The sequence below is a fragment of the Gordonia amicalis genome, from assembly GCF_022059885.1.
Classification (GTDB): Bacteria; Actinomycetota; Actinomycetes; order Mycobacteriales; family Mycobacteriaceae; genus Gordonia; species Gordonia amicalis.
In genome coordinates, this window is the sequence record NZ_CP091855.1 from 31,490 (window position 1) to 55,263 (window position 23,774).

A 23,774-nucleotide genomic window follows, 5' to 3' on the forward strand; every position below is an offset into this window, starting at 1 on the left:
CGTTCACGTCGACAGCAACGTTTATCCGATCTGCGATCCGGACACCCTCCAGAGGTCAATATGCGGCCGTCGACGCCGGAGACGTCGGCGTCCGTCATGCCGAACCGACCAGAGGAGTCGCCGTGCACACCGACACCACAGGCGAGAACACCTGGGACTTCGAACTGGATACCGCGATCCCCGAGCTCGGTGGCGATGCCGCCGAGTTCGTCGAGGTGACGTCGACCGAGTTCACCGATACGTACTACGACACCGAGAACCGTGACCTGCTGTCCCATCACGCGACCGTGGTCTACGCCAAAAGCGATGACCGCCGATCCGCGTGGCATGTGACGGTGCCACTGCCCGAGGGACACGCGACGCGAGAGATCGACGCACCGTCGACATCGGTACCCACCGAGGTGGCCGACACGCTGTGGGGACTGCGTCTCGGCAACGACCTGACCGTGGCGGCCATCATCCACACCCGGCGTACCCGCCATCGGTATCACGATTCCGCACGCGAACTCATGTACGAGGTCATCGACGATTCCGTGTCGGCGACGGTCACCGGACCGGTCGCGACGGCCACGAGGTGGCGCGAGGTCGGCGTGACACCTGGCCCCCGCTCATCCAGAGTCCCCAAGGACGTGCGCAAACGACTCGTCGGTGCGGGCGCGCGACCCGCTTCGGCGTCGTCGACCTTCGAACGCGCCGTCGGATACGCCGCGCCGCGCCGGAACGACTCGGCGTCGCCGGCAACCTCAGCCGTCGTCGGCTATGTGCACGAACAGATTCGGGCGATCTTCGCCGGTGACGTGGCGCTGCGTCGCGGGGAGAACCCCGTCCATCCCGTGCGCGTGGCGATCCGCCGCCTCCGCAGCACGTTGCGCACCTGTGCCGCACTGTTCGACGCACCTGGGTTGTCGACCTTCGATGACGAGCTCCGCTGGCTTGCAGGCATACTCGGAGAGGTCCGCGATCTCGAGGTTCTCCGGGCGCGGTTCGCCGCAGCCGTGGCGGACCTACCCGATGAGCTGGTCCTCGGCCCGGTGGCCGCCCGCATCGAGGAAGAGCTCTCGGCACGGCAACGACGTCACCGCCAGGGCGTCACCGAGACGATGACATCTGACCGGTACCGACAGCTACTGACGACCCTGTCGGCGTGGACTGCATCGATCCCGCTGGCCGACAGCCGAATTCGACGACAACAACTTCGACGCATCGCCACACGCTCGTCCCGGAAGGCCGACAGACGCCTGGCCCGCGCCATGTCGACCGGGCACGACGAGGATCTTCATCGTGCACGCAAAGCCGCGAAACGCGCCCGCTACGCAGGCGAACTCGCGGCACCCGCCGTGGACAAGAGCGTGGGTCGCGGTCAGGCCAAGCGCTACAAGAAGATCCAGACCATTCTCGGCGAGCATCAGGATGCCGTCGTGGCAGCTCGGACCCTTCGCGAACTGGGCGCGAGCGCAGGCACCCGCGACGGGGAGAACGGATTCACCTACGGCATCCTGTACCAGCGGGAACTCGACGCCGCGGCGTCCGCGAGGACAAGAGCGTTCAACCGCGGGAAGTGAGGCCGTGACGGCCTCTCTCCGGTCGGACGTGACCCGCAAGAACGTGATGACCTGTCGGACACACGGTCCCCTGTCGGATCAGGCGTCGGAAACCTTGGGCTGCAACGCCGATGCCCACCGATCGGTGTAGTCGGCGATGCGGGTGTCGGTGGTGTAGGTGGAGTCGATCAGGTAGAGACCGGGCAACGGGCACACGGCGCCGAGTTCCACGAGCACCGGCTTGAGCAGCAGGTCGGGTGCCATGGCGTGCGCCGGACCCGCCCCCAACATGAGCGGCACCGCGGTGACGCCACGCAGACCGTCACCGGTCGCGAACTGGTCGAGGAAGAGCTTCAGCACACCGGTGTAGGTCGACTTGAACGTCGGGCTCGCGACGATGACGAGATCCGACGACGCAACGGTCTCGACGGCCGCCTTGACCTTCTCGTCGCCCCAGCCGAGGAGACCAGGGCCGAGTTCGATGACGTCGACCACGTGGTCGGGTGCAGATCCGGTCAGCGCCTCGGCGAGCCGGTTGGCCGCGTCGAGCGTCCGCGAGCCGGGTTTCGGGTTGCCTGCGACGACGGTGGTGGTCATGGCGGTGCCTCTCGTCGGAATGAACCGTGCTGGATGCTATCCGGGCGCCGTCGCGGGCGCACCACCCAACGGGGATACCGATCACGCCGGTTCTGACGTCACCCCGACGCCAGAACCGCACCACCACGACGCCGCACCACGAACACGACGCCCGTCGTGACCACCAGGGCGACGATCGTGCCGATCGCGACTCCGACGACGGCGGTCGTCTCGCCCTGCGCCGTGGCCAGGATTCCGAGGAAGGCCCAGACCAGAGTGAGCGGATAGGCGACCAGCACGGAGCCGACCACCGCGGTCACGGCGAGCCCGAACAGGGCGCACAGGATCAGGACCGTCAGCTGCCAGCCGAGGGACTGCGGGTCGGCGAGGTCGGCGCCGATGGCGGCCGCCCAGTTCTGGAAGACCGCGGCCGTGGCCCAGGCGGCGTAGATGCCGACCAGGACGCGGGTGAGCACTCGCAACCAGCCGGGTGCCGCGTCGTCGGCGGGGCGCGCTGCGATCCGTGCTGCGTCGAGCAGCACCACCGCCATGACGGTCAGCACGATCGGGGTGATCCACGTCCATTCCGCGGCGGACACCAGAATCCAGACGGCCGCACCGGCGAACGCGATCTCGAGGTCGATGAGCAGGCGACGTGGATCGGCGGTCCCTGTCGATCCCTTCCAGACCACCGCGAGTGCGACGACGAGCGACAGCAGGTAGATCAGGCTCCAGATGGAGAACGTCCAGCCGGCCGGCGTGATGAGCAGATCGGTCGTCGACTCATCGGGTGAGGCACCGATCCCCGAGAACGGCACAACGGGCGCCACCACCTGCGCCACTGCGAGAATCACCGCGAGCCAGGTGATCGGACCGGAGACGCGTGCGACAGATGCCATGGCTCCCACCGTAGGCACAGGTTCGACTCCGACCATGTGGAAACCGCTGAACTGCAACATCACCGACGGCCGGCAGCAGTCACGAAGTCGTGTCCGCCGTCTGGCGATCCACCGCCCGGGGAACGGTCGGTGTCGCCACCCGTGTACGCCGGAGCACCAGCGCGATCGCGATCGCCGAGATGACCGCATAGATCACACCGATCGCGACGGCCCCACCGATTGTCCCGGCCAGCTGCCCGGCGATGCCGTCGAGCACCACCATCACCCCGGCCCCGCTGTAGGCGAAGGCCGAGAACGTGGCCGCCACCCGGCCCTGTTGGATGGGCGTGAGCCCGACGGTGATGTACGCCAGCGCGACCCGGTAGCCACCGGCTTGGCCGATGCCGCCGATGACGGTACCCAACAGGATCACCTCAAGTCGGCCCACCGCGAGACCCGCGATCGCGATCGACCAGCCGAACGCCAGGAGCAATCCCACCGACGGCAGCGTGGTGACGACGCGGAGACCCACGCCGGCGAAGTTCGCCAGCATCGAGACGATCAGGCATGCGCCGCCGACACACTGCGCGACGAGCAACGACTCGCTGATGCCCGTCGCGAGAATCGCATTCGGCATGGCTCCCACCGCGAGCGCGCCGATCGCCCAGGCCAGCGCCCCGACGAGGAACGCACCCGGGTCGCGGGACCGGGACGAGTCGACCACCACGTCGAGATCTCCGGTGTGCGCCGAGGGTACGTCCGCGATCTCCGGCTCACCGACCGGCACCGGATCACGTCCTGGCGCAAGGAGATCCGGGGCGGCCCGGAGTCCCGCGAACAGGAAGCCGAGACAGATCGTCATCGCGACCGCGTGGATGGCGTAGACCGTCACCAGCTGCCAGGGCAGGTACACCGCGATCAGGATCGCGGCGATGAGTCCGGACCCGGCACCGATGAGAGAACCCGTCGCCATGAACGCACGACCCTTCTCGCCGCGGGCCGCCACCATCATCGCCGCCGCCGCACCGGTGCTGAGCGCCACCGACGCGCCTGTCATCAACCGCCCGGGGAACAGCACCAGCGGATACCAGGCGCCGACGATCTCCACCAGGTCGCCGACGATGGCCGTGAGGAACGCAATCGGCAGCACCTTGCGCGTGTGCCGGATGAGCGGGCCGCGTGCGGAGATCAGCAGGATGACGATGAGCGCGACGAAGTAGGTGGCGAACAACACCGCGGCCGCGGCCGGACCGAAACCGTGGCGGTCCATGTAGCCGGGCAGCAGCGGCGTCATCGCGTTCGAGCCGCAGACCGCGAGGATGAAACCCACACCCGATGCTCCTGCGAGCAACCGGGTTCCGGCGTCACCTGTGCCCGCCGCGACCTTCACTGTCATATGTCGTGCCTCCTCATGCCACCGGTGGCCGTGAAGGCGCCGGACGGCACCGTCGGCATCACCGTGCAGGAGTACTCAATCCGACGGCTGTAACCGATCGGCAACCTGACCGTGGCGCCCGTATTGCGCACCTCGGCCCTTCACCGGCAACACCCTGACCTGCCCGGATGGCGGACGTGACCCGAACCACGCCGATTGTCGCCATGCCCTGACCCGGTTGGGAGACCCACCGACGACTACCCTGGCTGGTCACAGCGGATCGAGAGGAGTTCGGGTGGGCGGCAGTGTTCTCGCACTTGTTCACGGAGTGCGGCCGGAGTGGCGCGAATCGGTACTCGGTTCGTTGCTCCCCGCCTTCACCGACCGCGGCTTCGATGCCGTCATCCGTGACGTCGTAGACGGATCACTGCCCGACGCGAGCGGGTTCGACCTGGTGTGCGTGACCGGCTCCCCGGATTCGGCTTTCGACACGACGCTGCCGTGGATCGGCCCTGAACTGGAGTACCTCTCGGCGACGATCACCCAGCAGGTGCCGGTCCTCGGTGTCTGCTTCGGCGCCCAGATCCTCGCGAGGGCTCTCGGTGGTTCGGTGGCACCGAGCACGCGTCCCGAGCACGGCTTCACCACCGTCAGCACCACCCGCCCCGATCTGGTCGAAGCGGGTCCCTGGATGCAGTTCCACCGCGACACCATCACCGTGACCGACGTCGCCGAGGTGATCGCGGTCAACGATGCGGGTGTGCAGGCGTACGTCTCCGGACCTCACCTGGGCGTGCAGTTCCACCCGGAGATCACGTCGGACTGCTTCTCCGGCTGGCGCGAGGGTTTCACGAGCGCACGATCCGGCAGCGACGACGGAAAGGTCGACACCCGGGCACTCGCCGCTGAGATCGACGCTGCCGCAGTCGACGCCGCGGCCCGCTGCGACCGGCTCGTCGAAGGCTTCCTCGAGCACGCCGGGATCGGTCATCCCGTCGGCTGAAGTCCGACGTACTTCTCGGCGACGCCCGGGGCGTCGAGTTCCCAGTCGGTGAATTCGTAGAGGTCCGTTGCCATCTCGGTGATGACGTCGCGGAGTTCGAGCGGTTCGAGCCACTGCTCGCCGATCACCCCGATGCCGTCACGCGCGCCGAGAAGGTTCCCGGTGATCGCCCCGGTCGAATCCGAGTCGCCGTCGTGATTGACCGCGATCATCACCCCGTGTTCGAAGTCGCGCGCGACGAGCGCGCAGTAGATCGAGATCGCGAGCGCCTCTTCGGCCACCCACCCCTCGCCGAGACGGGCGATGGCTTCCTCCGGCGCAACGTTCTCGGCAGCGACCTGCTCGGCGAGTTCGACGGCGGCGAGGGTCTCGTCGTGCTCCGGTTTGGTTCGCAGGATGTCCTTCGCGCCGGCGAGCGACTCATCGAGCGTCGCACCTTCGACGAGGTCACGGATCATCACTGCGAGTACGCCTCCGCTCAATGAGCCCGACGGATGACCGTGCGTCAGTGCCGCGAGCGAGGTTGCGAGGTCGAAGGTTCCGACCGCCGACCATTCGGCGCGCGATGCGAACAACCCGACGGGGGCGACTCGCATGACGCCGCCGCAGCCCTTGCTGTTGTTGGATGCCGGCGCACCCGGTCGTGTCGTCGCGCGCAGAGCACTCAGGCAAGTGGTGCCGGGTGCGCGCTGGTCATGGAGTTCCCGGTGGCTCATCAACCAGGTGGCTCGTTCGGTCATCGGCAGCACGCCGTGACGCGGGTGTTCACCCTGCGTGATGAACCAGCGAAGGTAGGCGAGGGCCGTCGTCGCGGCGAAGCACGAGATGCCGCCGTCGCAGTCCCGCACCCACGCGCGCAGCAGTCCCTCGGCAGTGAACAGCGTCATCTGGGTGTCGTCGGTGATGGTGCCGATCCCGCCGTACGCGGGGGCATAGGAGGTGATCCCGGCCGGACCGAATCGATCGACGATCGCCGATCGTGACATGAACTCGACCGATCCCCCGAGCGCGTCCCCGACCGCACCCCCGATCAGGCAACCAACAAACTGATCCTTCATCGGTGTCACCTGCACTTTCCACGGTGTTCCAACCATGTTCACATGCAGGGACGACATTCGCACGACGACAGTTCGATCGAGGCCTACGCCTCGTCGTGCTGTGAGTGTGACCGCTTCGTCGATCACATCGGCCGGGGCAGCCGGTCCGCAGTTCTTGTCAGACCCCCGAGGTAGAACCGAAGACACAGAAATTGACGACGGAGCAGCAGTCACCGACGGGCCTCACCAACCGCATCGACACTCCCATGAGGGGAAGCTGCCGTCATGATCGACACCACTTCGCTCGGCGCCGTCCTCGACCGACTCGGCGAGATCACCCCGCCCGCCGATGACCCCACCGGTCGAGCAACGTTCGAACAGCTCAATCTCCTGCGCCTGATCCGCAACACCGTAGATCACCAGATCGTTTCTCACGCAGCGGCACTCGACGCTCTGCGCGTCGCAGAGAAGGCGGGCTCGACCACTAAGAAGCTACTGATCGAGATGGGATTCGCACCCGCGGTGTCGACGCGCGCCACCCGCATCGCCGAAGCGATGGGCACCTTGAGCAAGGTCGAGGCCTGCGCCGCCGACGGCCGCCTCTCGGGCGAGGTCGTCGACGCCATCGTGCGCGGCATCGCCGCTATCGAGAAGCGCTCACCCACAATGCTTTCCGACGACGATCGGGACGCATACGAGATCGATCTCCTCGCTCAGGCTTTGTCTGGCGCGACACCCGCCGAGATCGGCAAGCACGCTTCGTCCATCGGCAACACCATCGCCGACGAGGAGGGCGGCATTCCCGCGTGCGACGACCGCGCCCTGGACACGTTGTCGCACCACATGACCGACGACAATCGGGTGGAGATCCACGCCGACGTGACCCAGAGTGTGGGTGAGAAGTTCATCGCCATGATCGACGAACGGTCCGTGCCGCGTCCCGAACCCGACGGCGCCGAGGACCGACGCTCGGTCGGCCGGCGGCGCGTCGATGCTCTCGAGTTGTTGTTGGATCAGGCTGCGATCGGAGCCGCCCTCGACACGATCGGCACACCACGAACCCAAGTGGTGCTGACCATTCCCGCCGACGGCGGCGATCCCGCGTTCCTGCCCTGGACCGGACCGGTCACCCAGGCGACCGCGAAACGGTTGTCCTGCGACGGCACCCTGACCGAGGTCATCATCGACGGCGAAACCGTGCCGCTGCAGATGGGTCGCGAACGACGACTGTTCCCACCGCACCTACGCAAGGCGATCGTCCTCCGAGACCAGTCGTGCATCAAATGCGGTGCGCCACCGTCACATACTCAGGTGCACCACATCGAGCACTGGTCCGACGACGGTGAAACAGAACTCGACAACGGCTGCCTGCTCTGCCAGCGCTGCCACTCCCAGGTTCACCACCACGGCTGGGCCATCATGATCGGCTTCGACCGCCACCCCTGGCTCATCCCGCCCGCCCACATCGACCCCCAACGCCGCCCGCAACCGGCCTACAACCGGCGCACCATGCGACTCGACGACGCCGCCTGACCGACCACCCAGATCTGGGGCAGTTTGCGCCACACATCGGATCAATCTGCCCCGACCAACTCGCGGCCCTGCGGGACCGCATTTGATACTTGACAACTCCACAGTGTTGATCGATCGCCGGCGCAGCCGCTCGTTCCTGCTCACGCATCCGGCGTGAGCAGGAACGGGTGGGAGCGAACCAACACACACACCTTTCCGCCGGGCCGCCCTGCGCCCGCGTAGCCCGCGAGATGACCAGCCACCACCGCTGCCATGATTCGAACACACGTGCGATACTTCTGTCGTGAGCATGAAGTGGATTGGCGGGGACAACGGCCAACCACACCGGCCGGCATTCGTGCGGGTCGGCCACAAGGCGGTGCTCATCGACCTGGGTGCCCTCTACCCCAACGCACCCCACTTCACCGGCGAATACAACCCCGACGGCCTGCAGATACGGTCCGTCCACCTGGGCGTTCTGACCGAGTGGGGACGTGACGAATGGGGCGCCTGGTACGGCAAGGTGACCTACACGATCACCGCCAAGGACCGGCAGGAGAAGGTGACGCACTGGGTGCCGTCCTGGGCGCTGCGCCCGGCTGGGGACCCGCCGGCGCCGCGACGCTGAGTCGTCCGCATCCGATGGTCAGGGCAGATCCACCTTGCTCGCCAGCCAGCGACCGTCGATCTTGTCCATGGTCATCAGCACACGGCTACGGTCGACGCGCGGTTCCGGGCTCGCGGTGTTGGTGATCGACTGGTCGACGAACAGCATCACCACGACGCGATCGGTCGTCGCCGACTTCACGCCCGCGTCGATGACGACACCCTTGCTGGTGGCTTTGTTGTCGACGAGCATCTGCTTGAGCTGGTTGCTGGACCGCGAGTACATGTCCTTGAACTCGCCGGTCGCGCCGCCGAGGACCTCGGTGAAGTTCTGGTCGATGCTGCCGGAGTCGATGCTGGTCAACGTCACCGCGTAGTCCTTGGCGGTGGCCACCGCCTGCTGCTCGGCGTGGTCGACCGCATGGTTCTCGTAGAGCTTCCAACCCGCATATCCCCCACCGGCGAGCAGCGCGAGGATCGCGAGGACCGCAACGACACGGCGCGGCCGCAGGAGACCGGCCAGCCGTCCCGCCCGGATCACGGGACGACGACGCGTCCCCTTTCCGGCGACCTCGGGTGTGTCCGACGCCTCGGCGTCGCCGACCTCGATCTCGGTGGTCTCGGCGGCGGTCTCGGTCGAGACGTCGTCGACGACCGTTTCTTCACGGGGTCGTCGGGACTTGCCCCCGCGCACGGGCGACTTCTTGACGACGTCCTTGCCCCGTGGCGCCTTGGTGCCGGTCGTCTTGTTCGTCGTGGCAGTGCTCACGGTGTCACCTCTCGATCGGATGCGGGTGGTCTAGTTGAAGTGGATGTCCGGCCCGCCGAACGGTGTCGGAATGGTCTGCGGGCCACGTGGAGTCGGGTCGGTCCGGGCATGGGGATCGCTGCCCGGCCTCGGCAGGTTCGTGTCGTCCCCCGGCGGTCGTGGCGCCGCACCCGCGCCGCGCGGAAGGAGTTCGGTGTTCTTGCAGTGCGTGTTGAGGAACGGTTCCGGGAAGTCCGGGCGCGACGGCGCCGCCCGGGGCAGTCCGTAATCACATGGGACGCGCGGGAAGACGTCGACACTGCCCCACAGCCCGCCGTCGCGGAAGGCCGTGCTGATCGCGTCGAGTGTCGACCCCGAGCGCTGCGTCGGGAAGAAGAACTCCCGCAGCGCCGGGACGCGCAGGTATGCCATCTGCGACACCGTGACCAGGTTGCCGAGCAGCTGCACCATCGTCGGCGAGTTGTCGGTGAACAGCTGATCGACGTCGCGCAGTGTGGCCGGCGTCTGATCGAGCATCCGGCGTAATCCGGCGTCCATGGAACCCACACCGGCAAGCGAGGATTCGAGGTTGCCCGCAGTCGCCCGCAACCCCGGAGCCGTGTCCGCGAGTGTGGTGAGCACGACCTTGCTGGTCCGGATGACGTTCACGGTCTGCGGCAGCACCGAATCCAGAGTCGACACCAGGAACGTACCACCCCGCACGATGTCGCGGAGTTTCTGCGCACCCTCGTCGCCGGTACCGAGCTCGTTCATGATGAGCTTCAGCTGTTCCGTGTCGATCTGGGCGAGAGCCGGATCCATGCTCTCCAACAGGGTGGCCATCGGCACCGGAGTGGTGGTGCGCTTCTCCTCGACGACGGTCCCGTCGGTGAGGAACGGCGCCGAATCGCTGGCCGGCTGGAAGTCGAGGAACTGTTCACCGGCCGGCGACAGACTCGACACCCGGACTTCTCCGTCGGCCGGGATCCTGATGCCGGCGTCGATGGTGGCGACCACACGCACACCCTCGCCGTCGATCCGTACCGCGTCGACACGACCGACCGGCACGCCGCGCAGTGTCACATCCTGATTCGGAAGCAGCCCACCGGATTGCGCGAGTTCGACCTCGACGCGGATGTTCGACGCGGTCGGATCGCGCTGCAGGGTGTCGAGCATCAGGTACGCCACACCGACGACAAGAATCGTCAGTAGACCCAACACCGACAACCAGTTTCGACGACGACGCCCCCATCGCACCGCGGCGACGATGCCGCGGGCCCCGGTTTCCACGAGGTCGGGCCGCGCGCTCATCGCGGCGCCCCCGGCTCCACGTGCTGACGCAATCGCATCAGCGTGAGCGACAGCGATCCGACGAACTGCTCCCAGTCACGAATGTCCGGAAGTCGCGACCCCGGATCACCTCGGTGGTTCGGATCGTCGAAGGCACCGATCGCGAACTGGGAGATCGCCACATCCGTGTGCCCCGAAGTCGCGTTGGTCAGTTTGACGATCGGGCCGAGGATGCGGTTGACCGCGTCGAGACTCGCCCCGGGAACCGTCGCCGCGGCGTTCAGCGACGCGGCGATCCGGTTGATGTCGTCCATCATTCCGCCTGCTGCGGTCCCCTTCACCGAGGGGAACGCGCCGAGTTGCCGGATGATCCGGTCGACCTGTTCGACGGTCGCCAGGATCGACTGCGTGTTGTCGGCCACGGTCCACAGTGCGGGTCCGGCAGCCGCGAGGGCGGAGTCGATGGTCTGCTGCCGCGCCGACACCGTCGACGCCAACCGGCCGGCCGCGCCGAGGACGGCCTCGATCTCGCCGGTGCGCTCCGACAGCGAGGAGACGAGCACCGTGGACTGGCGGACGAGCGTGCCGAGTTGCTCTCCGTCGTCGCCGAGTGATTCGCCGAGACCGTTGACGATGTCGGTGAGGTTGCGGATGGCACCGCCGTTGACCAGCATGGCGGCCGTCGACAGCACTTCCTCGACCGTCGCACCCGCCGAGGTGTGATCCAGCGGGATGACGTCGCCGTCACCGAGGAGGGCGGCGCCCGGCTCCGGTTCGGCGGGCGGTTCGAGGGCGACGAACACGTCGCCGAGAGGCGTGGCCGAACGCAATTCGGCACGGGTTCCGTCCGGTAGACGGGTACCGTCGGCGATTCGCATGCCGACGTCGGCGAGATAGTCGTCCACCTCCATCGACTCCACGAATCCCACGTCGGCGCCAAGGAGCCGGACCTTCGCCTTGGCGGGCAGGTTCAGCGCATTGTCGAACTGCGCCTTCAGCTCGAAGCCGTCCCCGCTCGTGCCCGGGGACGGAAGCGGGATCTGTCCCAGGCCCACCGAACACCCGGTGAGGACGCAGGCCAGCAGGAACACCACGGCAGGGACGGCCCCGGTGCGGATTCGCTGTACGACGCTCATTTCTGCCCGACCCCCGCCATCGCTGCCAGCATGGCCGTCACCCCGAAGTCCGGCCCGAAATCCTGCGGCTTACCGGTGTTGCACCCGAGGTCCTTCAGTTTCGCCAGATTGCAGACCTCCTTGAGGACCTGCTGGTCGAAGAGGATCCGGTCGGCGAAGGTGTGCACCCGAATGGTGCCGTTCGGCTGGTCGATCGCGTTGTACGCGTTGTTCATCAGCATCGGCGTCAGATTCAGGAACTCGGAAAGCTCGCGTTCGTAGTCGGACAGCGTCCGCGTGACGGTCGTCGCATCGCGTGCCGCGTTCCGCAGCGGAATCCGGTTCTCCTTGAGCAGTTCCGAGGTCCTGGCGAGGATCTCATTGAGTTTCGCGCCGGTGTTGCCTTGGCCCAGTTGCTGATCCGCGATGACCTGACTCATCGCACGGAGGCTTCCGCCGAACTCGCGGATCGTCTTGTCGTTGTTCGCCGCGGCCTCGGTGAGGACGTCGAGGTTGTCGACGAGTTTCACGATCGCCTCCCGGGTGGCACTCGGATCGGCTCCGGTGCGCAGGGCCTTCGACAGCTGCCCGAGTGCGTCGCGTAGCGCCGGACCGTTGCCGTCCAGGGACTCCGAGGTCACCGACAGCATGTCCGCGATCGGTCCCCCACCCTTGCCGTCTCCACCGAGTTCGCCGGCCAAATTGTCGGTCATCGTCAGCAACCGGTCGAATTCGATCGGTGTGTGGGTTCGGTCGAGGGGCAGGAATGCATCACCCGACAGCTTCGGTCCGCCCGAGTAGGCGGGCGTGAGTTCGATGTGCCGGTCGGTGAGCACCGACGACGACACCGCCACCGCCTCCACGTCGATGGGCAGTGCGATCTCATCGTCGACCTCCATGGTGACGTCGACGACGGTGCCCCGTGGGCTGATGTCGGCGATGTGGCCGACGGTGATCCCCAGCACCGACACCTTGTTGCCCTCGTACAGGCCTGCGGCACTGTCGAACTGAGCGACGATCCGGTGGGCACCGGTGGACGGGTTCCAGATCGCGGCGACCGTGGCCGCAACCGCGACGGCGATCGCCGTCACCACCACCAGCGTGCGCATACGTGGTCGTCTCATCGGCAGTCCTCGAAATACGGTGCGCGTCCGACCTGTTCGGCTCGACCACTCAGCGCGCACATCCACGAGTCGATGAGAAAGCCTGCGGGTCCGGTGAAGTCGACATAGTTGCCGGCGCCGGTCGCGTTGGTGAAGTTGCGCACCGGCAGCGGCAGAGCCTGCAGGGTGTTGCGCAGCAGGTCGTCGTGGCGGGCGAGCGCGCCGAGCATCCCGTTCAGGTCCTCGATCAGAGCATCGATCGCCGGACGGTTCACGACGGTGATGCGGTGCAACTGTGCGACGAGTGCGGTGGTGGCGTTGAACATCCCGGTGACGCCGTCACGGCGGCGGGTCAACTCGACCATCAGGTTTCGGCTCTGCACCATCAGCGACCCGATGTTGCTCTCCTGGTTCCGGATGACCGTGGTGACACGTTCGGCGCCGGTGATAAGCTCGCCGAGCTGAGTACGCCGGGTCGCGATGATCTCCGAGAGGGTGTGCGCGGTGGAGATGGCCTCCGGGACCACTTCCGGCGCCCCCTCCAGCTGCGTCGACAGCGTGGTCATGGCGTCGGCGAGTCCACCGGCGTCGACCTTCTCGAAGTTGGTGGTGGCGTCCTCGATCGTGTCCTGCAGGTCGTAGGGAACCTGCGTGTTTCCCAACGGAATCCGGTCGCCTTCCAGCGATCCCGATCCCTGCGGGGTGATCGCGATGTAGCGCGACCCGAGGATGGTGGTCAGTTTGATCGCTGCCTTGGTGTCGTTGCCGAGACGCACTCCGCGGTCGATGTTCATCGAGATGATGACCCGGTTCCCGTCGAGACGCGAACCCTTGACCTCCCCCACCGGCACGCCGGCGAGGGTCACCTGATCGCCGTTCCGGATCTCGCCGGCCTGCGCGAACTCGGCCTCGATGTTCTTCCGCCCGACGTCGATCGCACTGATGCCGACGACGAGCGCCACGACGAGGACGAGTGCGCCCACACCTCCGAGGCCGAGGTAGAGCGAGTTCCGTTCGGCGATCGGCTTCCGGGGCGATCGTTCGGTCATGCGGCGGTTCCCTGACGTCTTCATGGCTGGCAGATCGGTGAGTACTTCGGCTTCCCGCCGGGCGTCGCCGCAGCGACGATCGCCGGGGTCAGCGGCGTGAGGAAGGGGACGAAGTCGGCGGGGTTGAGGTCACAGACGTAGGCGCTGAGGAAACTTCCCTCCTGACTCACGCGGGCCATGCCCTTCAGCAGCAGCGGGACGTTGGCTCCCAGGTACTCGAACTCGGATTTCTTCTCGGCGAAGTGCGCGAGGAAGCCCGGCTGACGGGTGAGGAAAGCGTCGAACGACGGTGCGGTGTCGGAGGCGATCTCCGCGAGGCGTCCACCGACTTCTGTCATGACGTCGGCGGTTCCGACGAGATCCTCACGGTGCGCCGCGAACGCCTCGAAGATCTCCTGGGCGCGTCCGATGACCTCCTGGATGCCACCGGTCTGCCGGGACAGTCCGGCCAGCACCTTGCCGAGGTCGGTGATGACGTCGCCGAGCAATGCGTCCGGGCCCGCGAAGGATTCGGCCAGCGACGAGGTCTGCGCCAGCAAACGGGTGATCGCTCCGGTCTCACCCTGCAGCGCGCCGACGAGCGAACTCGACAGATCGTTCACCTTATCCGGATCGAGAACACTGAACAACGGCTCGAATCCGTTCAGCAGCGCGGAGATGTCGAACGACGGCTCGGTGTGATCCACCGGGATCTCGCCGCCGGGCTCCAGTGGGGCAGGAGAATCGAACTGCCCCAACGACAATCCGAGATACCGCTGGCCGATGATGTTCTGGTACGTGACCGCGGCCTTGGTGTTGCCGCTGAGATCCTGCCGGGCGTCGACGCGGAAGTGGACGCGGGCGAGGTTGCCGTCGAGCTCGATCGAGTCGATACGCCCCACGCGCACACCGGCCATCCGGACGTCGTCGCCGGTGCGGAGCCCGGAAACATCGGTGAACACGGCCGAGTACGCCGACGTCGGGCCGGAGACATCGCGACGCAGGGTGTTGATGATCGTCCACGTCAGCATGATCGCGACGACGAGGAACAACGACAGCCAGATGATCGACCTGCGGTAACTCATCGCCCTCCCTCCGTCGCCCGCTCGCCCGGTGCGCGCCCCGGCTTCTGATCGGGCTTCTGTCCCGGCTTCTCGACCTTGATGTCACTCCCGCGCAGCAGTGGCCCCAGGAGGAGCGCGGTCACCTCGTTGGCACCCGGGCCCAACAGCTTTCGGAGCGCCTCGATCTCCGCCCGACTGCCCACCGGTCCGACGTTGCCGCCCATGAGTCCGGCGGGAGGCTTGTAGTTCTTGGGCTGCAACACCTGAGGCAGTGTCGGGCGCCCGACCGTGGCCGGTGCCCACTGACACGAGTTGCCCACCAGGTCGCCGTACCGCGGGCAGTCCGCGCGCGAGTACATCCGGTGCGGCGTGAGTGCCCACACGAAGTGGCCGGTCCCGCGCTGCTTCTTCGGATCCCAGAACTCCGTCATGAACGTCTCGGACAGGTTCGCGATCTTGACGGTGATCGGCGCCAGGGCGGGACCGCCGTCGGCGAAGACGTCGAGGACGGGTGCGAACGAACTCGTGATGGTGATCATCCGGTCGGTGTTGTTGCCGAGCGCGGTTTCCGAGGTACCGAGCGTGTGCTGCCCGGCGCTCAGCAGATCGGTGAGCGCAGCCCGTTTCTCGGCGACGGTCTGCATCGGCACGATGGCGTGGTGGACGGCGTCGAGCAGATCCGGCGCCGATCGCTGCAGTCCCCCCATCGCGGTGGCCAGCTCACTCAGGCGGGAGCGGGTCTCACCGTCGTCGACGGCGCGGTTCAGCTCGGTCATGATCGTCACGAGTTGTCCCCCGGCGGTGCGGATCTCGGAGCCCTGGTGCCGCGTCGCGGTGGCCAGCGCCGCGAGCACCCCGACCGTGTCGTCGCGGCGATCACGCCCCATGGCGTCGACGATGTCACGCAACTTGGTCAGCACGGTCTGGAGTTCGATCGTCTCCCGACTCGTGTCGGCCTCGACGGTGTCCCCGTCCTGCACCGGGCGACCCGCCTGGTCGGGATGGTCGAGCAGCTGCACCGACGACACCGCGAACACGTTGCTGGGGACCACCCGAGCGGTCACGGTGTCCGGGATGCCCTGTGCGCTGGCGGGATCGAGTGAGATCGCCACCCGATTCGGTTCACCGTCGGAGCCGGGTTCGACGCCGGTGACGATGCCGACGAGACTGCCGCGGAACTTCACGTCGGACTTGGCGGGGATGCCGTCGCCGACGTCGGTCAGCAGAGCGGTGATGGTCACCCGGTCGTCGAGCGCCCCGGTCGACTTGAGGAGCAGTGCGGCGACGACGGCGGCGATCACCGCGATACCGATCAGCCCGCGGACCAGCAACATCCGGTCCGTGGGCCCCCCCGCCTCGGATTCGAGGGAGATCGTCCGCACGCTCACCCTCCGAGCCTCGATCCGGAACTGACTCCCCAGAATGCGAGTGTCAGAAGGAGATTGACGACGATCATGGAGCTGATACCCAGGCGCATCGCGCGTCCCACCGCGACGCCGACGCCCTGGGGTCCGCCGCGCGCGTAGTAGCCGTAGTAACACTGGATCGTCGTCGTGATGGACACGAAGACAACGGCTTTGATCACCGAGTAGATGATGTCGGGTCCGGCCATGACGAGATGGAAGTAGTGCTGGTAGGTGCCGATCGACACGCCTCCGGCGAGTGCGACGACCCCCTGGACCACCACATAGCTAAGGACGAGGCACATCACGAACAGCGGGATGACGGCGATCACCGACGCGACCAGTCGCGTGGTGACCAGGTAGGGGATCGAGCGGATGGCGAGGGTCTCCATCGCGTCGATCTCCTCGGTGATCCGCATGGCGCCGAGTTGGGCGGTGAAGCGGCATCCCGCCTGCGAGGCGAACGCCAGGGCCGCCATGATCGGCGCGAGTTCCCGGGTCGACGCCGAGGCCGAGATCAGTCCCGTCGCCTGACCGAGACCGAGCATGCGCAGCGCGTTGTACCCCTCGATCCCGACGATGGCGCCGGCGCTGGCCCCGAGGACGAGGATGACGCCCGCCGTGCCGCCGCCGACGACCAGCGAGCCGTTACCCCACGTCACGTCGGAGAGGATGCGCAGGAACTCTTTCGTGTAGTGCCGGAACATGGCCGGAATTCCCACGATGGCGCGTGCGAGGAACGACAGCATGTGCCCGAGGAGACGGATCGGTCTCGTCACCGAGGCATAGACGGAGGCCAGAGGCCGCACGCCGGGCGGGTAGTACGGGGCGGCCGCCTTCAACGCGCTCATCAGAAGGACGCCCTCGGGAACACCATCACGTACATCTGGGTGAAGAGCACGTTGACCAGCATCAGCAGCATGATCGACCCGACCACGGTGGAGTTGACCGAGTTGGCGACGGCCGCTGGACCACCACTGGTGGCCAACCCCTTCTGGCAGGCGACGATGGCCACGATCATGCCGAACACCAGCGCCTTGACGAGCGTGAGGACCATGTCGCCGACCGTGGCGAAGGACGCGAAGGTCGCGACGAAGCTGCCCGGCGCCCCTTCCTGGACGTAGACGTTGAACAGATAGCCGGCGAGGAATCCGACGAACGTGACGATGCCGGTGAGAGCGGTGCCGACGAGCATCGCCGCGGCCAGGCGCGGCACAACGAGTCGCCGGATGGGGGACACACCCATCACGCGCATCGCGTCGATCTCCTCGCGGATCGTGCGGGAACCGAGGTCGGCACAGATCGCCGATCCGACCGCCGCGGCCATCATCAGCGCCGTGACGAGCGGGGCACCCTGGCGGATCACCGCGAGTCCGCTGGCCGCACCGGCCAGTGAGGTTGCGCCGACCTGGCCGGCGAGGAGACTGAACTGGATCGCAAGCGTCACGCCGATCGGAATCGCGACGAAGAAGGTCGGCACCAGTGCGGTGTTCGCCATGAACACCGCCTCGCGGATGAACGCCTCGAGCGGGAACTTGCCGCGAACGAGGTCGGAGAAGAGATAGCGGAACGACTCGATCCCGAGCTTGATCTGCTCACCGACCGTGATGAACGACTGGCCGGGGTGACGGCGCACGTAACCCGTCGACCACTCGGCTATTTCCGTTGCAGCACTTTTTGTTTGAACATCCGCCATGGGTGGCGGCGCCCCGGGCCGCGGTGCGGCCCGGCCTGTCGCGATGCTGTCGTCTCCCCCGGTCAACTCAGCTCCGATCATGACCCGTGGTCACCCGATTAGCTATCTCAATCGGGTAATCCATCTAACTCATTGCACGGTATCAGCTCTGCCGTGAGAGGCAAGTCACATTGGCGAATCGGCTCGGTCGACCGTCCGATCCGCCCGCCACAGACCGCCACTCCGCCGGCCGAGTAGGCCCGAGGGGCTGCCCGAGGGCGGTATCGAGGTCAGCGGGGCAGTCCCAGACCCCGCTCGGCCACCAGATTGCGCAGCACCTCGTTGGTCCCGCCCGCGATCGTGAAGGCACGGGCGTACAGAAACGCGTCCTGCCACCACCCGTCGGCATGGGCGGCGGGATCGCCTTCGACGCGGATCGAATCGCCCGCTTGGACCGACATGCCGTATTCGGCGAGAGCCAGATTGATCTCGCCGAAGAAGACCTTGGACAGCGCGGCATCCGCGGCGTCACCCGTCCCGGCGACCGCCCGCGACTCGCCATACGCCGACAGCAGGGCGTTGACCTGTACCGCAGCCGCCAGCCGACCGACCTCGCAGCGTACCTCGCCCCGGTCGATGAGCCGTGCGTCGTCGCGCGTCGTCGACGAGACGAGGTCGACGAGGTCGTCGAGCGCGCGGAACAAGGTGACGCCGCCGCCGGCACTCGACCGTTCCCGCGCGAGGCTGGACGTGGTCACCATCCAGCCCTTGTTCTCCTCGCCGATCACGTTCTCCACCGGCACCTTCACGCCGTCGAGGAAGATCTCGTTGAAGTCCGCGGTCCCGGTGATCTCGCGCAGCGGCCTCACCTGCACTCCCGGACTCTTCATATTGATGGCGAATGCCGTGATTCCCTTGTGTTTCGGGGCGTCGGCATCGGTCCGGGCCAGCAGGTAGCCCCAGTCGGCGTGGTGCCCGTTCGTCGTCCACACCTTCTGACCGTCGACGACGTAGTGGTCGCCCTCCCGACGGGCGCGTGTGTGCAGACCGGCAAGGTCACTGCCCGCGCCGGGTTCACTGAACAGCTGGCACCAGATGTGTTCGCCGGACCGAATCCGCGGCAGATAGAAAGTCTTCTGCTCCTCGGTACCGAAGTCGATGATCGCGGAGGCCGCCAGGAGTCCGCCACCCACCGGCATCGGCGCACCCGCCTTCGCCAACTCCTCGGAGACCACCGCCTCATGACGCGGGTGCGGATCGGGCAGTCCGCCGTACTCGACCGGCCAGTTCACCCCCAGCAGTTGGCGGCCGTAGAGTTCGGCCGTCCACTTCCGCAGCGCCGGGATCTCCGACGCCTCGGGCGCCCTCACCCCTGCTTTGTGCGGCCGTCGGGGCGCGCTGTCGGTGCACAGCTCGCGTACGCGCCGGCGGAGATCGTCGAGTTCGGGATCCTGACCGAGTCTCACGGTGAAACCTTCCCGGGGAGATGTTGTTCTGTCTACACTGTGACGTGTCTCAATCAGTGAACTGTATCGGTACGTTGCCACCTGGCACGGAGGATTGATGGATTTCGAGCTGACAGACGAACAACGTGCGATCCGGGATTCGACGCGATCGCTGTTGCAGAGTCATCCCGGTGCTGCGCGCGCCGTCGCGGATTCACCGTCCGGATTCGACGCCGGATTATGGCGCCAGGGAACAGAACTCGGCTGGTCTGCACTGGCCGCACCGGAAGACGTCGGCGGCCTCGGGCAAGGCGTGGTCGACCTGGCCCTCGTCGCCGTCGAACACGGCCGGTTCGTCACGGCCTCGCCGTTCATGCCGACGGTCGCGGTGCTCGACGCTCTGCTGCGGGCCGGCGACGACCACGCCGCGCTGATCGACGCTCTCGTCAGCGGCGAGTCCTCGGCCGCCTGGGCGTTCACCGAACCCCATCGGTCACCGACCGTCGACGCGCTGCAGACCACCGCCGTGGCCGCCGATTCCGGGTATCGGATCACCGGCGAGAAGGTGACCGTCGCCGATGCGTCGACGGCCGATGTCCTGCTGGTCGACGCCGTCCTCGAAGGCAACCCCGCCCGTTTCCTCGTCCCCCGCGACGCCTCGGGGGTGAAGATCCGCCGGATCGAATCGCTCGACATCACCCGCGAACTCGACGACATCACGCTCGACGCCGTCCACGTGGGTCAGGAGGCGCTACTCGGCTCCCCGGACACCGCCCGCGCGGCCATCGAGCGGACCCTGCGCCTGATGACCGTCCTGGCCTGCGCCGAACTCGTCGGTGTCGGCGAGTACCTGCTGGAGACCTCGGTCGACTACGCGAAGGCCCGGGAACAGTTCGGCGTGCCGATCGGCAGTTTCCAGGCGGTCAAGCACAAGTGCGCCGACATGCGCATGTGGGTGCAGGCCTCCCGCGCCGCCACGTTGCACGCGGCGATGTCACTCGACGCCGACGAAGCGGGCTCATCGCTCGAGACCGCGAGAGCGGTCAGTGTCGCGAAGGCCTTTGTGTCCGACTCGATCTGCAAGACCGCCGGCGAGGCACTCCAGGTGCATGGCGGTATCGGCTTCACCTGGGAACACGATCTGCACCTCTACATCCGCCGGGCTCGCGCGAACGCCGCACTGTACGGCGATGCCGACCATCATCACGAAGCGCTGTGCGCTCTCCTGGAGGCGCGATGAACCTCAGCGAGATCGCCGCAGCCCGTCCGGACAACGATGCGATCGTCCTCGCCGACGGTTCGGCTCGCGTCACCTTCGCCGACCTCGATCGTCGTTCGCGACGTCTGGCCGACTTCTTCGCCGCACAGGGACTGTCGAAGGGCGATCACATCGCCATCGTGATGGAGAACCGGCCCGAGTTCCTCGAGGTCGCGTGGGCCGCCCAGCGCTGCGGCCTGATGTACACCCCGGTCAACTGGCACCTCACCGCCGCCGAGGCCGAGTATGTCGTGAACGACTGCGGTGCACGGATACTCATCTCCGGCGTCGGGGCCGGTGAGCTGGCCGCCGAGATCCTCACGGGTGCCGCGGGCGTCGAGACGGCGATCGGCGTGGGTGGTCCGATCGACGGGCACCTCGACTACGAATCCATCGTCGCCGGCACCCCCACCTCGACCATTACGCACGAGCCCATCGAGGGCTACTACTTCTTCTATTCGTCGGGAACCACCGGACGCCCCAAAGGAATCGAGCCCACCCACGACTTCCCTCCGTTCGGCACCGGCCTCCCGCTCGACTCGATGATGCCGGCGTACGGGGTCAGCTCGTCGACGGTCTACCTGTGTCCGGCTCCGCTGTATCACGCTGCGCCACTGGGCTGGTCGCTCGCAATGCAGCGGCAGGGCGCCACCGTGGTGCTCATGCCGTCGTTCGACGCCCGCGAATGCCTCAGTGCGATCGAGACACACCACGTCACGCACGCCCAGTTCGTGCCGACGATGTTCGTCCGGATGCTGAACTCGACCCCGAGGTCCGTTCGTCCTTCGACGTGTCGTCTTTGCGCCTGGTGGTCCATGCGGGCGCGCCGTGCCCGGTCCCGGTGAAGCAGCAGATGATCGAGTGGTTCGGTCCGGTGTTGTTCGAGTACTACTCCGGCAGCGAGGGCAACGGCATGACTGCGATCACCTCGCCCGAGTGGTTGGAGCATCCCGGCTCGGTGGGCCGTGCCGTGTACGGCGAGATCCACATCGTCGACGACGCGGGCGACGAACTCCCCACCGGCGAGATCGGTTCGGTGTACTTCGCCGGGACACGAGAGTTCCGCTACCTCAACGATCCCGCCAAGACCCAGGATGCCCGCAACGCGCGCGGTTGGCAGACCATCGGCGACCTCGGTCATCTCGACGCCGACGGCTACCTCTACCTGTCCGACCGGCGCAGCGACCTCATCCTCTCCGGCGGCGTCAACATCTACCCACAAGAGATCGAGTCCGCACTCGTCATCCATCCCGCGGTCGCCGACGTCGCCGTCATCGGCGTCCCCGACGACGAGATGGGAGAACGGGTCCACGCGGTGATCGAACTCGCCCAAGGCGTGGAGCCCGGCGACGCGGTCACCGACGAACTGGTGGCGCACTGCCGAATCCACCTCGCCGGCTTCAAACAGCCGCGGTCGATGGCGTTCGTCGACGAGGTGCCGCGGACGCCATCGGGAAAACTGTTGCGGCGCAGACTCCGCGAGGCGCAGCCGACCGCGCACTGAGACGCCCCCGAAGGGTCACGCCTGCGCGAGCAACTCCCGGATCTGCGCCCGCAGTTCGGGTTTGCGGACCTTGCCACTCGCCGTCCGGGGCAGGACGTCCACCACCTCGAGCCGCTCCGGCATCTTCTGCCGCGCCAGCCCGGCGCCGGTGAAGTGGTCGCGGATGCCGTCCAGGTCGAGGTGCCCTCCGTTCCGAAGAACGACGAACACGCACACCTTCTCGCCGTACCTTTCGTCGGGCATGCCGACCGCGGCGGCTTCGGCGACGGCCGGATGCGACAGCAGAGTGTCCTCGACCTCTTTCGACGAGATGTTCTCGCCGCCGCGGACGATGATGTCCTTCTTGCGGTCGGTGATCGTGAGATAGCCGTCGGCGTCGAGGTTTCCGACGTCGCCGGTACGGAACCATCCGCCGGCGAAGCTCGTGGTGTCCAGCGTCGCGTCGGTGTAGCCGAGGAACTGTTCGGGTCCGCGGCAGAGGATCTCACCGTCCACACCGGGTTCGACGGGGCGGTCGTTGTCATCGACGATCAGCACCTCGGTGCCCGGGGTGATGCGACCGTCGGTGTTGGCGCGCTTGTCGAGCGGATCGTCGGTCGACCCCGACGAGATCGTCGGATGCTCGGTGGAGCCGTAACAGCGAAAGGCGTGGACCCCGAATCCGTCTGCACGCCGGATCAACTCGGCGGCGACGTTGGCCGCGCCCGTCGTGTACTCGGTCAGGGAGGACACATCGAGGCCGGCGCGGTCCGCGGCCTCCAGGATTCCGGCGAGATGGATCGGTGCTCCGGCCGACGATTCGATGCGATAGGAGGAGACCAGTTCTGCCGCCACCGCGGGATCCCAGGCGTCCATGAGGACGGTGGTCGCGCCGCGGCCCAACAGGCGCAGGATGCCCAGCACGCCGGCGATGTGCCCGGACGGGAACGCCGCCAGGCTGCTGACCTCGTCCCCGGTGCCGCGATGCTCCTCCATCGAGCGCACCTCGGCGATCAGGGTGGTGTGGCTGTGCTGCACGCCTTTCGGGTCGGCGGTGGTACCCGAGGTGTACACCAGCAGTGCGCGTTCGGCGGGCGAGGCCGGTGTGTACGGCTCGAATCCCGCGGCGTCGTGGTCGAGGAGTTCACGAAACTCCGTCCGCTGATCCGCCGAAGCCTCGCCCGACGCATCGACCACGAACAGATGCTGCATCGTCGGGATCTCCGACGCCGCGTCGAACAGCGGCAAACAATCGCGTCCGCGCCAGGTGCGCGGTCCGATGTAGATCTTGGCCGCGGACTGGCGCAGGATGAACGACAGTTCGGACGGCCCGTAGATCGACACGATCGGCAGCACCGTGGTGCCGAGAAGCCAGGCCGCCGAATGCGCGACCACGCACTCGCGCCAGTTCGGCAGCTGGATCGCCACCACATCCCCGGCGCCGACACCGCGGGCACGCAGCCCTGCGGCCACCGCGGCGGCCTGCTCGTAGAGGTCGGCCAGGGTCGCCGTCTCGACCGGCCGCACCGCACTGTGGAACACGACCTCGGTGGCGCCGTGATCGCGGGCGGTCGTACGGATCTCCTCGGGCAGCGTGGACATGTCCCTCATCTCTGGTCAGCGCTCACAAGAAG

Annotated in this window: 20 protein-coding genes and 1 pseudogene; 6 read left to right on the forward strand and 15 right to left on the reverse strand. The window is 67.1% G+C overall.

The features are described 5' to 3' along the window. The first annotated feature begins 122 nt into the window (after window positions 1-122). A complete protein-coding gene (locus IHQ52_RS00135; protein WP_024499741.1) occupies window positions 123-1,562 on the forward strand; it encodes a CYTH and CHAD domain-containing protein in 1,440 nt (479 codons plus the stop codon). A gap of 78 nt (window positions 1,563-1,640) precedes the next feature. On the opposite strand, the gene IHQ52_RS00140 is transcribed toward IHQ52_RS00135, so the two are convergent. The 3 genes from IHQ52_RS00140 to IHQ52_RS00150 form a co-directional block, all read right to left on the reverse strand. Continuing rightward, window positions 1,641-2,138, reverse strand: coding sequence for an NADPH-dependent FMN reductase (locus IHQ52_RS00140; RefSeq protein ID WP_024499740.1), 498 nt, complete (start codon window positions 2,136-2,138; stop codon window positions 1,641-1,643). A gap of 98 nt (window positions 2,139-2,236) precedes the next feature. After that, window positions 2,237-3,016: a hypothetical protein gene (locus IHQ52_RS00145; protein ID WP_024499739.1), complete on the reverse strand. Its 780-nt coding sequence runs from the start codon at window positions 3,014-3,016 to the stop codon at window positions 2,237-2,239. A gap of 79 nt (window positions 3,017-3,095) precedes the next feature. After that, window positions 3,096-4,391 (reverse strand): hypothetical protein, encoded by a 1,296-nt coding sequence (locus IHQ52_RS00150; RefSeq protein WP_024499738.1) that lies wholly within the window; start codon window positions 4,389-4,391, stop codon window positions 3,096-3,098. A 274-nt stretch (window positions 4,392-4,665) separates the two neighbouring features. On the opposite strand from IHQ52_RS00150, the gene IHQ52_RS00155 reads away from it, so the two are divergent. Next, window positions 4,666-5,373, forward strand: a complete 708-nt coding sequence (locus IHQ52_RS00155; protein WP_238064021.1) for a type 1 glutamine amidotransferase — start codon at window positions 4,666-4,668, stop codon at window positions 5,371-5,373. Here IHQ52_RS00155 and IHQ52_RS00160 read toward each other — a convergent pair. Further along, window positions 5,358-6,431, reverse strand: coding sequence for an ADP-ribosylglycohydrolase family protein (locus IHQ52_RS00160; RefSeq protein ID WP_024499736.1), 1,074 nt, complete (start codon window positions 6,429-6,431; stop codon window positions 5,358-5,360). The genes IHQ52_RS00155 and IHQ52_RS00160 overlap by 16 nt on opposite strands. A gap of 264 nt (window positions 6,432-6,695) precedes the next feature. On the opposite strand from IHQ52_RS00160, the gene IHQ52_RS00165 reads away from it, so the two are divergent. Both IHQ52_RS00165 and IHQ52_RS00170 read left to right on the forward strand, forming a co-directional pair. Further along, window positions 6,696-7,943 (forward strand): HNH endonuclease, encoded by a 1,248-nt coding sequence (locus IHQ52_RS00165; protein WP_024499735.1) that lies wholly within the window; start codon window positions 6,696-6,698, stop codon window positions 7,941-7,943. Between the two features lie 289 nt (window positions 7,944-8,232). After that, window positions 8,233-8,550: a hypothetical protein gene (locus IHQ52_RS00170; RefSeq protein ID WP_024499734.1), complete on the forward strand. Its 318-nt coding sequence runs from the start codon at window positions 8,233-8,235 to the stop codon at window positions 8,548-8,550. Window positions 8,551-8,568: 18 nt separating this feature from the next. On the opposite strand, the gene IHQ52_RS00175 is transcribed toward IHQ52_RS00170, so the two are convergent. The 10 genes from IHQ52_RS00175 to IHQ52_RS00220 form a co-directional block, all read right to left on the reverse strand. Continuing rightward, window positions 8,569-9,297, reverse strand: coding sequence for a hypothetical protein (locus tag IHQ52_RS00175; RefSeq protein WP_024499733.1), 729 nt, complete (start codon window positions 9,295-9,297; stop codon window positions 8,569-8,571). Between the two features lie 30 nt (window positions 9,298-9,327). After that, window positions 9,328-10,587 (reverse strand): MlaD family protein, encoded by a 1,260-nt coding sequence (locus IHQ52_RS00180; RefSeq protein WP_024499732.1) that lies wholly within the window; start codon window positions 10,585-10,587, stop codon window positions 9,328-9,330. Further along, entirely contained in the window at window positions 10,584-11,702 is a 1,119-nt protein-coding gene (locus IHQ52_RS00185) for an MlaD family protein (protein ID WP_024499731.1), read from the reverse strand. The genes IHQ52_RS00180 and IHQ52_RS00185 overlap by 4 nt, the downstream gene beginning before the upstream one ends. Further along, complete coding sequence (locus IHQ52_RS00190) at window positions 11,699-12,805, reverse strand: MCE family protein (RefSeq protein WP_024499730.1); 1,107 nt, start codon at window positions 12,803-12,805, stop codon at window positions 11,699-11,701. Before IHQ52_RS00190 ends, IHQ52_RS00185 begins: the two co-directional genes overlap by 4 nt. Next, window positions 12,802-13,833 carry an MCE family protein gene (locus tag IHQ52_RS00195; protein ID WP_096274678.1) on the reverse strand — a complete coding sequence of 344 codons (1,032 nt, stop codon included), beginning with the start codon at window positions 13,831-13,833 and terminating at the stop codon, window positions 12,802-12,804. Before IHQ52_RS00195 ends, IHQ52_RS00190 begins: the two co-directional genes overlap by 4 nt. A 20-nt stretch (window positions 13,834-13,853) precedes the next feature. Next, on the reverse strand, window positions 13,854-14,897 hold the full coding sequence (locus IHQ52_RS00200; RefSeq protein ID WP_024499728.1) for an MlaD family protein: 1,044 nt from the start codon (window positions 14,895-14,897) through the stop codon (window positions 13,854-13,856). Then, the gene (locus IHQ52_RS00205) at window positions 14,894-16,264 is read right to left on the reverse strand and encodes an MlaD family protein (protein WP_024499727.1); all 1,371 of its coding nucleotides are present in this window, start codon (window positions 16,262-16,264) and stop codon (window positions 14,894-14,896) included. Before IHQ52_RS00205 ends, IHQ52_RS00200 begins: the two co-directional genes overlap by 4 nt. Next, entirely contained in the window at window positions 16,261-17,130 is an 870-nt protein-coding gene (locus IHQ52_RS00210) for an MlaE family ABC transporter permease (protein WP_035760773.1), read from the reverse strand. The genes IHQ52_RS00205 and IHQ52_RS00210 overlap by 4 nt, the downstream gene beginning before the upstream one ends. Next, complete coding sequence (locus tag IHQ52_RS00215) at window positions 17,130-17,975, reverse strand: MlaE family ABC transporter permease (RefSeq protein ID WP_035760784.1); 846 nt, start codon at window positions 17,973-17,975, stop codon at window positions 17,130-17,132. Before IHQ52_RS00215 ends, IHQ52_RS00210 begins: the two co-directional genes overlap by 1 nt. A gap of 269 nt (window positions 17,976-18,244) precedes the next feature. After that, window positions 18,245-19,420 (reverse strand): acyl-CoA dehydrogenase family protein, encoded by a 1,176-nt coding sequence (locus IHQ52_RS00220; protein ID WP_024499724.1) that lies wholly within the window; start codon window positions 19,418-19,420, stop codon window positions 18,245-18,247. A 97-nt stretch (window positions 19,421-19,517) separates the two neighbouring features. Between IHQ52_RS00220 and IHQ52_RS00225 the strand changes: the two genes are divergently transcribed. Next, window positions 19,518-20,639 carry an acyl-CoA dehydrogenase family protein gene (locus IHQ52_RS00225; protein ID WP_024499723.1) on the forward strand — a complete coding sequence of 374 codons (1,122 nt, stop codon included), beginning with the start codon at window positions 19,518-19,520 and terminating at the stop codon, window positions 20,637-20,639. Next, a pseudogene (locus IHQ52_RS23720) lies at window positions 20,636-22,161 on the forward strand (acyl-CoA synthetase). The gene IHQ52_RS00225 and the pseudogene IHQ52_RS23720 overlap by 4 nt, the downstream one beginning before the upstream one ends. A 15-nt stretch (window positions 22,162-22,176) precedes the next feature. Here IHQ52_RS23720 and IHQ52_RS00235 read toward each other — a convergent pair. Further along, window positions 22,177-23,742, reverse strand: a complete 1,566-nt coding sequence (locus IHQ52_RS00235) for an AMP-binding protein (protein WP_081712467.1) — start codon at window positions 23,740-23,742, stop codon at window positions 22,177-22,179. Window positions 23,743-23,774: the final 32 nt, after the last annotated feature.